The sequence below is a fragment of the Streptomyces parvus genome (genome assembly GCF_014648875.1).
GTDB lineage: Bacteria > Actinomycetota > Actinomycetes > Streptomycetales > Streptomycetaceae > Streptomyces > Streptomyces parvus.
Genome location: NZ_BMRY01000001.1, coordinates 866,996 through 880,821 on the forward strand (window position 1 = coordinate 866,996; position 13,826 = coordinate 880,821).

Here is a 13,826-nt window from a genome sequence, read left to right on the forward strand (position 1 = left end):
TGCGGCGTCACAGAGCGCACACACGTGCGTATTCCGCGCAGTAGTGCGCAGCCGCCCCAGGGGGAGTCCCACCGTGAGCCAGCCCGTGCAGCCGCCGAACCAGCCCCAGCAGCCCTTCGGCGGTCAGCCCGTCGAAGGCAACCCCTACGCCGGCCAGCCGGGTCAGCCCGTCCCCGCCGCCCCGACCGGCAACCCGTACGGCCAGCAGCCCCCGGCCCCGACCGGCAACCCGTTCGCGGGCCAGCAGCCCGGCCAGGGCGCCCCGTTCGGCGGCGGCGCGCCCTTCGCCCCGGCTCCCCCGGCCCGTGACAACCTCCTGCTCGGGGTGGCGGTCGCGCTCGGCGCGGCGATCGTCGCGGGCATCCTGTACGGCGTGATCGCGGGCTCCATCGAGCGCGAGGTGGGCTACGCGGCGGTCGGCGTGGGCTTCCTGGTCGGCTTCGCGGCGAGCAAGGTCGGCGGCTCCAACCCGGCGGTCATCGCCGCCTCCGCCGTCTTCTCGATCGGCGGGGTCTACCTCGGCCAGCTCATCGGCATCTCGATGATCCTCTCCGACCTGGCGCAGATCCCGTTCTCCGAGGTCGTCGGCGACCACTTCGACACCGTGACGAAGGCATGGTCGGAAGAGGCCGACTTCATGACATACCTCTTCCTCGGCCTCGGCGCGGTCGCCGCCGTCGGTGGGGCGAAGAAGGCCGGCTGACACCCGGCAGGACATCAGGACATACGGAAGGGCCCGGACCGCTGAGCGGTCCGGGCCCTTCCGGTACGGGGGGGGTGTCAGCGGCGGTGCTGCGAGTCCGCCACCGTCACCTCGACGCGCTGGAACTCCTTGAGGTCGCTGTAGCCGGTGGTGGCCATCGCGCGACGCAGGGCGCCGAAGATGTTCATCGAGCCGTCCGGGGTGTGCGAGGGGCCCGTGAGGACCTCCTCCGTCGTCCCGACCGAGCCGAGGTCGACCAGCTTGCCGCGCGGCACGTCCTCGTGGACGGCCTCCATGCCCCAGTGGCGGCCGCGACCCGGCGCGTCGGTGGCACGAGCCAGCGGGGAGCCCATCATCACGGCGTCGGCGCCACAGGCGATGGCCTTCGGCAGGTCGCCGGACCAGCCGACACCGCCGTCGGCGATGACGTGCACGTACCGGCCGCCGGACTCGTCCATGTAGTCGCGGCGGGCGCCGGCGACGTCCGCGACGGCGGTGGCCATCGGGACCTGGATGCCGAAGACGTTGCGCGTGGTGTGCGCGGCGCCTCCGCCGAAGCCGACGAGGACACCGGCCGCGCCGGTCCGCATCAGGTGCAGGGCGGCGGTGTACGTGGCGCAGCCGCCGACGATGACCGGGACGTCCAGCTCGTAGATGAACTGCTTCAGGTTCAGCGGCTCGGCCGCGCCGGAGACGTGCTCGGCGGAGACCGTCGTACCGCGGATGACGAAGATGTCGACGCCCGCGTCCACGACCGCCTTGGAGAACTGGGCGGTGCGCTGCGGGGAGAGCGCGGCGGCGGTGACGACACCGGAGTCGCGCACCTCCTTGATGCGCTGCCCGATCAGCTCCTCCTGGATCGGCGCGGAGTAGATCTCCTGGAGCCGGCGGGTCGCGGACTCGACGGGCATCTCGGCGATCTCGTCGAGCAGCGGCTGCGGGTCGGCGTGCCGGGTCCAGAGCCCTTCCAGGTTGAGGACGCCCAGGCCGCCCATCTCGCCGATCCGGATGGCGGTCTGCGGGGAGACCACGGAGTCCATGGGAGCGGCCAGGAACGGCAACTCGAAGCGGTAGGCGTCGATCTGCCAGGCGATCGAGACCTCCTTCGGGTCCCGGGTGCGGCGGCTCGGAACGACAGCGATGTCGTCGAATGCGTAAGCCCGGCGGCCGCGCTTGCCGCGCCCGATCTCGATCTCAGTCACGATGTGTGGCCTTTCCCTCTACGTCTGCGCTGACCAGTATCCCCGACACGTGCCTGAGGGGCGGTACCGGGAACTCCGGTCCGCCCCTCACCTGCGGTGATGCGTTACTTCCTGCGTTACTTACGGCTGTAGTTCGGTGCTTCCACCGTCATCTGGATGTCGTGCGGGTGGCTCTCCTTGAGGCCCGCCGAGGTGATCCGGACGAAGCGGCCCTTGCTCTCCATCTGGTCGACGGACGCGGCCCCGACGTAGCCCATGGTCTGACGGAGGCCGCCGACGAGCTGGTGGAGGACGTTGGCCAGCGGGCCGCGGTAGGGCACCTGGCCCTCGATGCCCTCGGGGACCAGCTTGTCGTCCGAGGAGACCTCGGCCTGGAAGTAGCGGTCCTTGGAGTAGGACCGGCCCTGGCCACGGGACTGCATGGCGCCCAGCGAGCCCATGCCGCGGTACGACTTGAACTGCTTGCCGTTGATGAACATCAGCTCGCCCGGGGACTCCTCGCAACCCGCGAGCAGGCTGCCCAGCATCACGCTGTCAGCGCCCGCGGCGAGCGCCTTTCCGATGTCGCCGCTGTACTGGAGGCCGCCGTCGCCGATCACCGGAACACCGGCGGCACGGGCGGCGAGCGCGGCCTCGTAGATCGCGGTGACCTGCGGGACGCCGATACCGGCGACCACGCGGGTCGTACAGATCGAGCCGGGGCCGACGCCGACCTTGACGCCGTCGACACCGGCGTCGATCAGGGCCTGGGCGCCGTCGCGGGTGGCGACGTTGCCGCCGATGACATCGACGCCGACGCTCGACTTGATCTTCGCCATCCAGGCGAGGGCGTTGCTGTTGTGGCCGTGCGAGGTGTCGACGATGAGGAAGTCGACCCCGGCGGAGGCGAGGGCCTGCGCGCGCTCCAGCGCCTCGGGGCTGGCGCCGACGGCAGCGCCGACCAGCAGGCGGCCCTCGGCGTCCTTGGCGGCGTTCGGGTACTGCTCGGCCTTCTTGAAGTCCTTGACCGTGATGAGGCCCTTGAGGAGGCCCGCCTCGTCGACCAGCGGCAGCTTCTCGATCTTGTGGCGGCGCAGCAGCTCCATGGCCTCGACGCCGGAGATGCCGACCTTGCCGGTGACGAGCGGCATCGGCGTCATGACCTCGCGCACCTGGCGCGTACGGTCCGACTCGAAGGCCATGTCGCGGTTGGTGACGATGCCGAGCAGCTTGCCCGCGCCGTCGGTGACCGGCACACCGCTGATGCGGAACTTCGCGCAGAGCGCGTCCGCCTCGGCGAGCGTGGCGTCGGGGTGCACGGTGATCGGGTCGGTGACCATGCCGGACTCGGACCGCTTGACCAGGTCGACCTGGTTCACCTGGTCCTCGATGGAGAGGTTGCGGTGCAGCACGCCGACGCCGCCCTGACGGGCCATGGCGATGGCCATGCGCGCCTCGGTCACCTTGTCCATGGCGGCCGACAGCAGGGGGATGTTCACCCGGACGTTGCGCGAGATGAGGGTCGAGGTGTCGACCGCGTTGGGCAGGACCTCGGACGCGCCGGGCAGCAGCAGCACGTCGTCGTAGGTCAACCCGAGCGTCGCGAATTTCTCGGGCACTCCGTCGACGTTTGCAGTCATGACACCTTCCCCAAATGGCCTTGATCGGTGCGGATGTCCATGCTAACGGCCCCGAGAGGTGTCTCATTCCACGATCAAGATCACTTAGCTGTTCTGGAGCTTCGCACGAAACGGTCGGCGGCGGGCCCCTCCGTGCCGCTACTGCTCGGCGAGCGCCCGGAGCCTGCTGAGCGCGCGGTGCTGGGCGACCCGGACCGCGCCCGGCGACATCCCGAGCATCCGGCCGGTCTCCTCGGCGGTCAGCCCGACCGCGACCCGCAGGACCAGCAGCTCGCGCTGGCTCTCCGGGAGGTTGGCGAGGAGCTTCTTGGCCCAGGCGGCATCGCTGCTGAGCAGGGCGCGCTCCTCCGGGCCGAGGGAGTCGTCGGGCCGCTCGGGCATCTCGTCGGAGGGGACGGCGGTCGACCCCGGGTGGCGCATCGCGGCGCGCTGGAGGTCGGCGACCTTGTGTCCGGCGATGGCGAAGACGAAGGCCTCGAAGGGCCTGCCGGTGTCCTTGTAGCGCGGCAGCGCCATCAGCACCGCGACGCAGACCTCCTGTGCCAGGTCCTCCACGAAGTGGCGAGCATCACCCGGAAGGCGGTTCAGCCGGGAGCGGCAGTAGCGCAGGGCGAGGGGGTGGACGTGGGCCAGCAGATCGTGGGTGGCCTGCGCGTCTCCGTCGACGGCGCGGTGCACGAGGGCACCGATCACCGTGGTCTCGTCATCGCGCATCGAACCATGGTGCCCTGATGCCACTCGGTCCGCTGCACCGCCTCCGGAGTTGTGCACCGAAGCGTTATGAGCGGGTGCGCCGGATGTCATGTCCTGCGCCCTCCCCTTCCGCTCGACCGAATCGTTCCCGAGGAACTCCACGACTCAAGGATGCGTCATCGGCCGGGAAGCGTCACATGGCACCGCTGGGCGGGCGCCCGGATACGGGGTGTGGAGCCGGTGGCCCGCTCCGTGTCCCCGCCCGCCGGTCTGCGGACGGGGCGCGGCCCGGGCCGTGTCGTCAGCGGACCAGGCCCCAGCGGAATCCGAGGGCGACCGCGTGGGCACGGTCCGAGGCCCCGAGCTTCTTGAACAGGCGACGGGCGTGGGTCTTGACCGTGTCCTCGGAGAGGAACAGTTCACGGCCGATCTCCGCGTTGGAGCGGCCGTGGCTCATGCCTTCGAGCACCTGGATCTCCCGCGCGGTGAGCGTGGGGGCCGCCCCCATCTCGGCGGACCGCAGCCGGCGCGGGGCGAGCCGCCACGTCGGGTCGGCCAGCGCCTGGGTGACGGTGGCCCGCAGTTCGGCGCGCGAGGCGTCCTTGTGCAGATAGCCGCGGGCCCCGGCGGCGACCGCGAGCGCGACACCGTCCAGGTCCTCGGCGACGGTCAGCATGATGATCCGGGCCCCGGGGTCGGCGGAGAGCAGTCGCCGGACGGTCTCCACACCCCCCAGACCGGGCATGCGTACGTCCATCAGAATCAGATCCGAACGATCGGCGCCCCAGCGGCGGAGGACTTCCTCGCCGTTGGCCGCCGTCGTCACACGCTCGACGCCGGGCACGGTGGCCACCGCGCGACGGAGCGCTTCTCGGGCAAGCGGGGAGTCGTCGCAGACGAGGACGGATGTCATGACCGTCCTCCGCAGCTGATGCGCGTCACCTTGAGCCTCCAGGCTGGTACAAGTCGTCACCTGTGCGGTTGACCCCCTCGGACATGCGCCCGAGCCGGATATCCGTCAACCGCATCCGTTCCCTTAACGACGGTCACTCGAAAGAGTTACGGGTCGTGCGACCGGGTTCGGCACTCTACGTGAAGGCCCGGATACGGAGGAGAACGGCGCGGGTGATTCACCCGTCAACCGGATCTTCACTCCCTGGCGTGCCCTATTTGGCAGCTTTTCTTCACTTTCGAGGGTGTCTGTGGCTAGATTCGCAATCAGTCATATTTACATCTACTAGCACCGTAGATGTACGGTCGAGACTTCGGTCACACCGATCAGAGACGGTCCGAACACAGCAGGCCGTCGATCACGGACGGTCGAGGATGCCGCTTCCGACGCAGCACAGCTCCGAGGGGACAAGCAATGGCAGATTTCTCCCGCCTTCCCGGACCCAACGCAGACCTGTGGGACTGGCAGCTGCTCGCCGCCTGCCGAGGCGTGGACAGCTCCCTGTTCTTCCACCCGGAGGGTGAGCGCGGCGCGGCGCGGAGCGCCCGCGAGACCTCCGCGAAGGAGGTGTGCATGCGCTGCCCGGTGCGGGCCGAGTGCGCGGCCCACGCCCTGGCCGTACGGGAGCCCTACGGCGTGTGGGGCGGCCTGACGGAGGACGAGCGCGAGGAGCTGATGGGCCGGGCCAGAACCCGGCTGATCAGCGCGGCGCCCTCGGGGGTCCCCGCCGCGGGGCCGGGCTCCGGCGCCACCTGACACCCGTACGCCCCGAAGCCACGCAGAAACGTTTCTGCGGCACCTTCAGCCATCCGGCCCGCGACCGGCCGCGGCGGGCTTCCGGGTGGGCGTCGCGGCCCGCGCGGTCTCAGCGGGCGGCCGTCCGCGCCAGCTGGTCCAGGGTGGCCGCCACCGCCGGGACCCGGGCCAGGTCCGGCAGGGTCAGCGCGACGATCTCCCGCTCGATGGCGGGCTCGACCGGCACGGCCCTGGCCCCCTTGGGGCGTACCGACTCGACGGCCAGCTCCGGCAGCACCGCCACGCCGAGCCCGGCCCCGACGAGCCCCATCACCGCCGGGTAGTCGTCGGTGGCGAAGTCGATGCGCGGGGCGAAACCGGACTCCTCGCAGACCTCGACGAGCTGGCGGCGGCAGCGCGGGCAGCCCGCGATCCAGGACTCCTCGGCCAGCTCGCCGATGGACACGCTCGGCGCCCCCGCCAGCCGGTGCCCCTCCGGGAGGAGGCCGATCAGCCGGTCGGTGAGCAGCGGCCGGACCACCAGGTCGTCCCATTCGCCGCCAGCCGCCCCGTAACGGAACGCCAGCGCGATGTCGCAGTCGCCCTCGCGCAGCAGGTCCACCGAGCGCGGCGGCTCGGCCTCGACGAGCGAGACGCGGGTGCCGGGGTGTTCGGCGCGCAGGGCGGCCAGCGCGCCCGGGACCAGGGTGGAGCTGCCGCTGGGGAAGGAGACCAGCCGGACCCGGCCGGCCCGCAGTCCGGCGATGGCGGCGACCTCCTCCTCGGCGGCGGTCAGCCCCGCGAGAATTCCGGAGGCGTGCCGCACCAGCGCCTCGCCGGCCTGGGTGAGGCGCATCTCGCGTCCGGTCCGGATCAGCAGCGTGGTGCCGGCGGAGGCCTCCAGGGCCTTCATCTGCTGGCTGACGGCGGGCTGGGTGCAGCCGAGTTCGCGGGCTGCGGCGGAGAACGAGCCGGTGGCGGACACGGCGCGCAGGACACGGAGGTGGCGAGCTTCGATCACCCCTCCAGCATAAGGAACTCTTGGAGGTGGGGCGAATTAATGATGCGCTTCTTTGGGGGCGGGGCGGTTAGCGTAACCGCATGAAGCTGCTGACCGTGAACATCGGCCGTCCCCGGCCCAACGCACAGACCGAAGGCCCGGGCGGCCTCTCCGGCATCGACAAGCGCCCGGTGGAGGGCCCCGTGGAGGTGCGCGACCCCGGGCCCAAGGGCGTCGGCGGCAGCGGGCTGGCCGGGGACGCGGTGTGCGACCTGCGCCATCACGGCGGCAGCGACCAGGCCGTGTACGCCTTCGCCCGGGAGGATCTGGACGCCTGGGAGCGGAAGCTGGGCGGCCGGAAGCTGGCCGACGGGGCGTTCGGCGAGAACTTCACGACGCTGGGCGTCGACGTCAGCGGTGCGCTGATCGGCGAGCGCTGGCGGGTGGGGGCGGACCTGGTGCTGGAGGTGACCTCGGGGCGGATCCCGTGCCGGACCTTCGCCGAGCATCTCGGGGAGAAGGGGTGGGTGCGGCGGTTCACCCAGGAGGGCGTGACCGGCGCGTATCTGCGGGTCGTCGAACCGGGCGCGGTCCGCGCCGGGGACCCCGTCGAGATCGTGCACCGGCCCGACCACGAGATCACCGCCGCCCTGCAGTTCCGGGCGTCGACGACGGAACGCACTCTGCTGCCCTCCCTGCTGGCCGCCGGGGAGGCGCTGCACCCCGAGGCGCTGCGCAAGGCACGGGAGTACGTGGCACGGCAGGGCTGAGGGCCGGGCAGGGAGACCGCGGAGGGGGCGGCGCGTGACGCCGTGTCACCCGAGCCGTCCAGCACGGGCGTCGGCCGGGAACTGGATCGGCCGACCCCGCGTCCACCACCAGTGACCCGCACCCGAGAATCAGACGTCGAGCCGAGTGGCACGTCTCAGGGGGAAGACCATGCCCGATCCGCAGCAGCCCTGGTACACCCCGGGCCCGCCGCAGCAGCCCGTTCCCGGTAACCCGTACGCCTCGGGGGGCGGCGCGCGACAGGGCTTCGGGAACCAGGGGTTCGGGGCTCCGGGACCGCCACCGCCGCCACCCCCGCGTCGCCGCTTCGGCCGGGGTCCGGTCGTCGCCGCGGTCGTCGCGCTGGTGCTCGTGGTCGTGGCGGGCGGGGTGTACGGCCTCACCGACCGGGGACGGGACGAGCCCGCGAAGCCCGTGGCGAAGGAGTCGCCCGGCCCCTCCGGATCGGCGTCCCCGTCCGGTACGCCAGGGGCGGGCGGCCCGGAGTTGAGCCACATTCCGACGACGAAGGAAGTCGCGGCGGCGCGGAAGCCGGGCGAGGCGTCGGCGTGGATCGCCGACGACAGGACCGACATCCCCAAGCAGATCAACAAGGTCCACGACCTGTGGATCGTCGGCGACACCGCCGTCCAGGCGCTGTACCGGAAGGTGACGGCCTACCGGCTCTCGGACGGCGCCGAGGTCTGGAGCGTGACGCTCCCCTCCGCCGTGTGCGAGACCCCGGCCAACCCCACGCCCGACGGCAAGGTCGTGGTCTTCCGGAAGGAGAGGCCCGACAACGAGCGGAGCAATCTCTGCAACCAGATGCAGATGATCGATCTGAAGACCGGGAAGCAGGGGTGGCACAAGAAGCTCGACGAGCCCGGTGACGAGGACGACACGTTCCTCGTCTACAGCGCCATCAGCGGCGACGTCCTCTCCGTCGCCCGGGGCCAACGGGCCACCACCTACCGGATGGACGACGGGAGCAGGCTCCACGAGATTCCCTCCGAGCAGAAGGGGGCCTGTTTCCCCACCGGTGTGGCGGGCGGCGCCGCCCGGCTGCTGGTGAGTTCCGACTGCATGGTCTCCATGGACCGGAGCAGGAACTACGGCCGGCTACGCGAGTTCGATCCCCGGACCGGCAAGCTCCTGTGGCGCTACCGGACGGAAACCGGCTGGAGCTTCGGCGCTCTGATCTCCATGGATCCGGTCGTCTTCACCACCTACAACAACGAGGACAGCGCGAAGGACTGGCGGATCACGGTCCTGGACCCCCAGGGCAAGCACCGCGTCACCTTCGACGCCCGGGACAAGGGGTTCGAGCACTGTGCCGGAAGCGGGGGCGGGGACGACATCCAGCCCTGCCGGGGCGCCTCCGTCGACAAGGGCCTCATCATGCTGGGCGGCACCGACCAGGTCGGCGCGTACGACGTGAAGACCGGGAAGTTCCTGTGGGGCGTCAAGTCCGACGACCTTCGCCACCTGTACGCGCTGCGCGCCGAGGACGGCAGGTCGATGCGCATCTACGAGGCGGCGACCTCGCGTGAGCCCGGCCGGACCTTCCTCATGGGCCCGCGCGGCGCCGGCACGGAGACCGAGGTCGTGAAGCACCCGGCGGCGACCGCCCGGTGGGAGTACGAGATGTTCATGGGGCACACGGCCTACGTCGACGGACGGCTCGTCCTGACGTCGACGATCATGAGCGGCGACGAGAACAAGAAGCCCGTCCGCGAGGCCCGCATGCTGTCCTTCGCCGCCTCACCCTGAACCGTCACCCCGACCCGTACTGAGGGATCTCCCCCGGTCGCGCCGTAGGGGGCCCGGTCGGGGGCGGTTCAGGGCTCTGCCCCATGCCCGGGGGCCGGTCGGCTCGGAATGCTGATGAGCATGGAGAAGACCAGGGGGCGACGACGGCTGAAGCGGGTTCTGATCACGCTGACGGTCGTGATGGGGGTGCTCGCGGCGGGGATCGGCGGCTCGTTCGCGTGGCTGTGGACGAGCGCCGATCTGAGCACGGTGGGCAAGGTCCGCTTCGGCAACGAGCTGGCGGTGCCGCCGCTCGCGCCCTCGACGGTGGACAAGGACGGCACGCGCGTCTTCGATCTGCGGATGCAGGCGGGGAGCACGGAGTTCCGGGACGGGACGGCGACGCCGACGTGGGGGTTCAACGGGGACCATCTGGGCCCGACCCTGCGGGCCGAGCGCGGCGAGCGGGTGAAGGTGCGGGTGCGCAACACCCTCGACGAGGCGTCCAGCGTGCACTGGCACGGAATGCACCTGCCCGCCCGGATGGACGGCGGACCGCACCAGATGGTCGGTGCGGGATCCACCTGGACCCCGCACTGGAAGGTCGATCAGCCGGCCTCGACGCTCTGGTACCACCCGCATCCGCACGGGGCGACGGAGAAGCACGTGCAGCGGGGCCTCGCCGGGATGTTCCTGCTCGACGACGAGAACTCCGCGCGGCTCGCGCTGCCGAAGACGTACGGGGTGGACGATCTGCCGGTCATGGTGCAGGACGTCACCTTCGACGGCGCGAAGTTCGACCACGGCCACCGGTTCCTGGCCAACACCGGCTTCCTGGGCGAGCGGACGATGGTGAACGGCACGCTCGACCCGTACGCCGAGGTCGGCGACGAGCGCGTACGGCTGCGTCTGCTGAACGCGTCGACCGCCCGGATCTACACCTTCGGCTTCGACGACGACCGCGCCTTCGACCTCGTGGGGACGGACGGCGGGCTGCTGGCGGCGCCCGCGTCGATGAACCGGGTGCAGCTCTCGCCGGGTGAGCGGGCGGAGGTCGTCGTGACGATGCGGCCGGGCGAGCGGACGGTGCTGCGCAGCTACCCGTGGCGCGACGGGAACGGCTGGGAGCGGCGGTTCAACGGCGGCGACGACTCCTTCGACGTACTCCAGTTGCGGGCGGCCGAGCGGCTGCGCCCCTCCCCCGAGGTACCGGGCAGGCCGGCCGCGGACCGGAGTCTTGAGCTGCCGGACGCCGACGACGCGGTGCGCAGCCGCCACTTCGAGCTGCGCAGGTCGGGGATCAACGGGCAGCCCATGGCGATGGACCGGATCGACGAGACGGTCACCCGGGGCACGACGGAGGTGTGGACGCTGCGCAACGGCGGCGACATGACGCACAACTTCCATGTGCACGACGTGCAGTTCCGGGTGCTGGACGTGAACGGGAAGCGGCCGGAACCGGCGTTGCGGGGGCGTAAGGACACGGTGGCGGTGCCGATGGGCGCGACCGTGCGGATCGCCCTGCGGTTCGACGGCCCCTCCGATCCGGATGTCCCGTACATGTACCACTGCCATCTGCTGTCCCACGAGGACGACGGGATGATGGGCCAGTTCGTGGTGGTGGAGAAGGGGCAGCGGGCGGGTGAGGTGCCGGACCACGCGGGGCATTGGGGCGTGTCCGGTGGATCAGGACCGACGCCGGGGCCCCGGTCAAGATCCACCGGACATGCCCTAACGTGCCGCGTATGACGACTGCACTGATCACAGGCGCGACGGCGGGCATCGGAGCCGCGTTCGCACGGCGGCTCGCGGCCCAGGGCCACAACCTGGTGCTGGTGGCCCGGGACACCGCGCGGCTGCGCGAGCAGGCCACGGAGCTGCACGACCGGCACGGCATCGAGGCCGAGGTGCTGCGCGCCGATCTGTCCACGGACGGCGGTATCGAGGCGGTCGAGAAGCGGCTGGCGGACCGCACGCACCCGATCGATCTGCTGGTCAACAACGCCGGGTTCGGCAACAAGGGGCGCTTCCTGGAGGTGTCCATGGCCGATGAGCTGACGATGCTGAAGGTGCACTGCGAGGCGGTCCTGCGGCTGACCTCGGCGGCGGTCGCCGGGATGCGGGAACGGGGCCGGGGCGGGGTCGTCAACGTGGCGTCCGTCGCGGCGTTCGTGCCGCGCGGTACGTACGGGGCGTCGAAGTCGTGGGTCGTGCAGTTCACCCAGGGCGCGGCGCGGGACCTGGCCGGGTCGGGGGTGCGGCTGATGGCGCTGTGCCCCGGGTTCGTGCGGACGGAGTTCCACGAGCGGGCCGGGATGGGCACGGACAACATCCCGAACTGGATGTGGCTCGACGCGGACAAGCTGGTGGCCTCGGCGCTGGCGGATCTGAACCGGGGGAAGACGGTGTCGATCCCCGACCCGCGCTACAAGGCGCTGATGGGGCTGGTCAAGGTCGCGCCGCGGGGGCTGCTCGGCGGGGTCACCTCGCGGACGGGGCGCAAGTACGGTCCGCAGTAGGCGGTCTGTCCGCCTCGGGGTCGTCGTGCCCCGGTGGACGGCCTGTCGCGCCTCGGGTCGCGATACGCGGTACGGGAGTTGCTCGCCCCCTCCCGCGTCCGGCCGCCCTGTGATCGAATGGTCGCCCGTTGCTCAGGGTTCGATCATTTCTGCTCCAGCAGGCTGTCTCCGTGCGAGAACGGGCCGAGGCCCGGTGCCCCCGCGACGGGGGCACCGGGCCTCGGCGACGTACCGGAAGGTACTAGTGGGAGTGGCCGTGGCCGCCGTGACCGGCGTCGGCCTCTTCCTCGGCCGGCTTCTCGACGACCAGGGTCTCGGTCGTGAGCAGCAGCGACGCGATGGACGCGGCGTTCTCCAGGGCGGAGCGGGTGACCTTGACCGGGTCGATGACGCCGGCCTTGACCAGGTCGCCGTACTCGCCGGTGGCGGCGTTGAAGCCCTGGCCCTTGTCGAGGTCGGCGACCTTGGAGGTGATGACGTAACCCTCCAGGCCGGCGTTCTCGGCGATCCAGCGCAGCGGCTCGACGGCGGCGCGGCGGACGACCGCGACACCGGTGGCCTCGTCGCCGGTCTTGCCGAGGTTGCCCTCCAGGACCTTCACGGCGTGGACGATGGCGGAGCCACCGCCGGAGACGATGCCCTCCTCGACCGCGGCGCGGGTGGCGGAGATGGCGTCCTCGAGGCGGTGCTTCTTCTCCTTCAGCTCCACCTCGGTGGCGGCGCCGACACGGATCACGCACACGCCGCCGGCCAGCTTCGCGAGGCGCTCCTGGAGCTTCTCGCGGTCCCAGTCGGAGTCCGTGGACTCGATCTCGGCCTTGATCTGGTTGACGCGGCCCTTGACGTCCTCGGTGTTGCCACCGCCGTCGACGATGGTCGTGTCGTCCTTGGAGACGGTGACGCGGCGGGCGGTGCCGAGCACGTCCAGACCGGCCTGGTCGAGCTTGAGGCCGACCTCCTCGGCGATGACGGTCGCACCGGTGAGGGTGGCGATGTCGCCGAGCATGGCCTTGCGGCGGTCGCCGAAGCCCGGGGCCTTCACCGCGACGGCGTTGAAGGTGCCGCGGATCTTGTTGACGACGAGGGTGGAGAGCGCCTCGCCCTCGACGTCCTCGGCGATGATGAGGAGCGGCTTGGAGCCACCGGACTGGATGACCTTCTCCAGGAGCGGGAGCAGCTCCTGGATGGAGCCGATCTTGCCCTGGTGGATCAGGATGTACGGGTCGTCGAGGACGGCCTCCATACGCTCCTGGTCGGTCACCATGTACGGGGACAGGTAGCCCTTGTCGAAGGCCATGCCCTCGGTGAACTCCAGGTCCAGACCGAAGGTGTTGGACTCCTCGACGGTGATGACACCGTCCTTGCCGACCTTGTCCATCGCGTCCGCGATGAGCTCGCCGACCTGCGGGTCCTGCGCGGAGAGCGCGGCGACGGCGGCGATGTCGGCCTTGTCGTCGATCGGGCGGGCGGTCGCGAGGAGCTCCTCGGAGACGGCCTTGACGGCGGCGTCGATGCCCTTCTTCAGGGCGGCCGGGGAGGCGCCGGCGGCGACGTTGCGCAGACCCTCGCGGACGAGCGCCTGAGCCAGGACGGTCGCGGTGGTGGTGCCGTCACCCGCTACGTCGTTGGTCTTGGTCGCCACCTCCTTGACGAGCTGGGCACCGAGGTTCTCGTACGGGTCGTCGAGCTCGACCTCGCGCGCGATGGTGACACCGTCGTTGGTGATGGTGGGGGCACCGAACTTCTTGTCGATGACGACGTTGCGGCCCTTGGGGCCGATCGTCACCTTGACCGTGTCGGCAAGCTTGTTGACGCCGCGCTCAAGGGCGCGACGGGCGTCCTCGTCGAACTTCAGAATCTTCGCCATGGGCTGTATCCCTCTCAAA

At 71.0% G+C, this 13,826-nt stretch carries 12 protein-coding genes; 6 read left to right on the forward strand and 6 right to left on the reverse strand.

All coding sequences use genetic code 11. From position 1 onward, the window contains the following. Positions 1–73 precede the first annotated feature (73 nt). Complete coding sequence (locus IE140_RS03755; RefSeq protein ID WP_229826676.1) at positions 74–703, forward strand: hypothetical protein; 630 nt, start codon at positions 74–76, stop codon at positions 701–703. A gap of 77 nt (positions 704–780) precedes the next feature. Here the strand turns inward: IE140_RS03755 and IE140_RS03760 are convergent, their stop codons facing one another. The 4 genes from IE140_RS03760 to IE140_RS03775 form a co-directional block, all read right to left on the reverse strand. Continuing rightward, positions 781–1,905, reverse strand: coding sequence for a GuaB3 family IMP dehydrogenase-related protein (locus IE140_RS03760; protein ID WP_010058709.1), 1,125 nt, complete (start codon positions 1,903–1,905; stop codon positions 781–783). A 116-nt stretch (positions 1,906–2,021) separates the two neighbouring features. Further along, positions 2,022–3,524: an IMP dehydrogenase gene (guaB, locus tag IE140_RS03765; protein WP_010058710.1), complete on the reverse strand. Its 1,503-nt coding sequence runs from the start codon at positions 3,522–3,524 to the stop codon at positions 2,022–2,024. A 138-nt stretch (positions 3,525–3,662) separates the two neighbouring features. Continuing rightward, positions 3,663–4,238 carry a sigma-70 family RNA polymerase sigma factor gene (locus IE140_RS03770; RefSeq protein WP_006126954.1) on the reverse strand — a complete coding sequence of 192 codons (576 nt, stop codon included), beginning with the start codon at positions 4,236–4,238 and terminating at the stop codon, positions 3,663–3,665. 280 nt (positions 4,239–4,518) lie between these two features. Further along, on the reverse strand, positions 4,519–5,130 hold the full coding sequence (locus tag IE140_RS03775; RefSeq protein ID WP_003948568.1) for a response regulator transcription factor: 612 nt from the start codon (positions 5,128–5,130) through the stop codon (positions 4,519–4,521). Between the two features lie 453 nt (positions 5,131–5,583). Here IE140_RS03775 and IE140_RS03780 point away from each other — a divergent pair, with 453 nt between their 5' ends. Continuing rightward, the gene (locus IE140_RS03780) at positions 5,584–5,925 is read left to right on the forward strand and encodes a WhiB family transcriptional regulator (RefSeq protein ID WP_006126953.1); all 342 of its coding nucleotides are present in this window, start codon (positions 5,584–5,586) and stop codon (positions 5,923–5,925) included. A 109-nt stretch (positions 5,926–6,034) separates the two neighbouring features. On the opposite strand, the gene IE140_RS03785 is transcribed toward IE140_RS03780, so the two are convergent. Beyond that, positions 6,035–6,925 carry a LysR family transcriptional regulator gene (locus IE140_RS03785; protein ID WP_150194761.1) on the reverse strand — a complete coding sequence of 297 codons (891 nt, stop codon included), beginning with the start codon at positions 6,923–6,925 and terminating at the stop codon, positions 6,035–6,037. An 80-nt stretch (positions 6,926–7,005) separates the two neighbouring features. Between IE140_RS03785 and IE140_RS03790 the strand changes: the two genes are divergently transcribed. From IE140_RS03790 to IE140_RS03805, 4 genes are all read left to right on the forward strand, one after another. Next, positions 7,006–7,674, forward strand: coding sequence for an MOSC domain-containing protein (locus IE140_RS03790; RefSeq protein ID WP_150194758.1), 669 nt, complete (start codon positions 7,006–7,008; stop codon positions 7,672–7,674). 169 nt (positions 7,675–7,843) lie between these two features. Next, positions 7,844–9,442 (forward strand): outer membrane protein assembly factor BamB family protein, encoded by a 1,599-nt coding sequence (locus tag IE140_RS03795; RefSeq protein ID WP_150194756.1) that lies wholly within the window; start codon positions 7,844–7,846, stop codon positions 9,440–9,442. Positions 9,443–9,562: 120 nt separating this feature from the next. Then, a complete protein-coding gene (locus IE140_RS03800; protein ID WP_229826677.1) occupies positions 9,563–11,170 on the forward strand; it encodes a multicopper oxidase family protein in 1,608 nt (535 codons plus the stop codon). Beyond that, entirely contained in the window at positions 11,167–11,940 is a 774-nt protein-coding gene (locus tag IE140_RS03805; RefSeq protein ID WP_093440480.1) for an SDR family NAD(P)-dependent oxidoreductase, read from the forward strand. Before IE140_RS03800 ends, IE140_RS03805 begins: the two co-directional genes overlap by 4 nt. Before the next feature lie 241 nt (positions 11,941–12,181). Here the strand turns inward: IE140_RS03805 and groL are convergent, their stop codons facing one another. Continuing rightward, the gene (groL, locus tag IE140_RS03810; protein ID WP_006126942.1) at positions 12,182–13,807 is read right to left on the reverse strand and encodes a chaperonin GroEL; all 1,626 of its coding nucleotides are present in this window, start codon (positions 13,805–13,807) and stop codon (positions 12,182–12,184) included. Positions 13,808–13,826 lie beyond the last annotated feature (19 nt).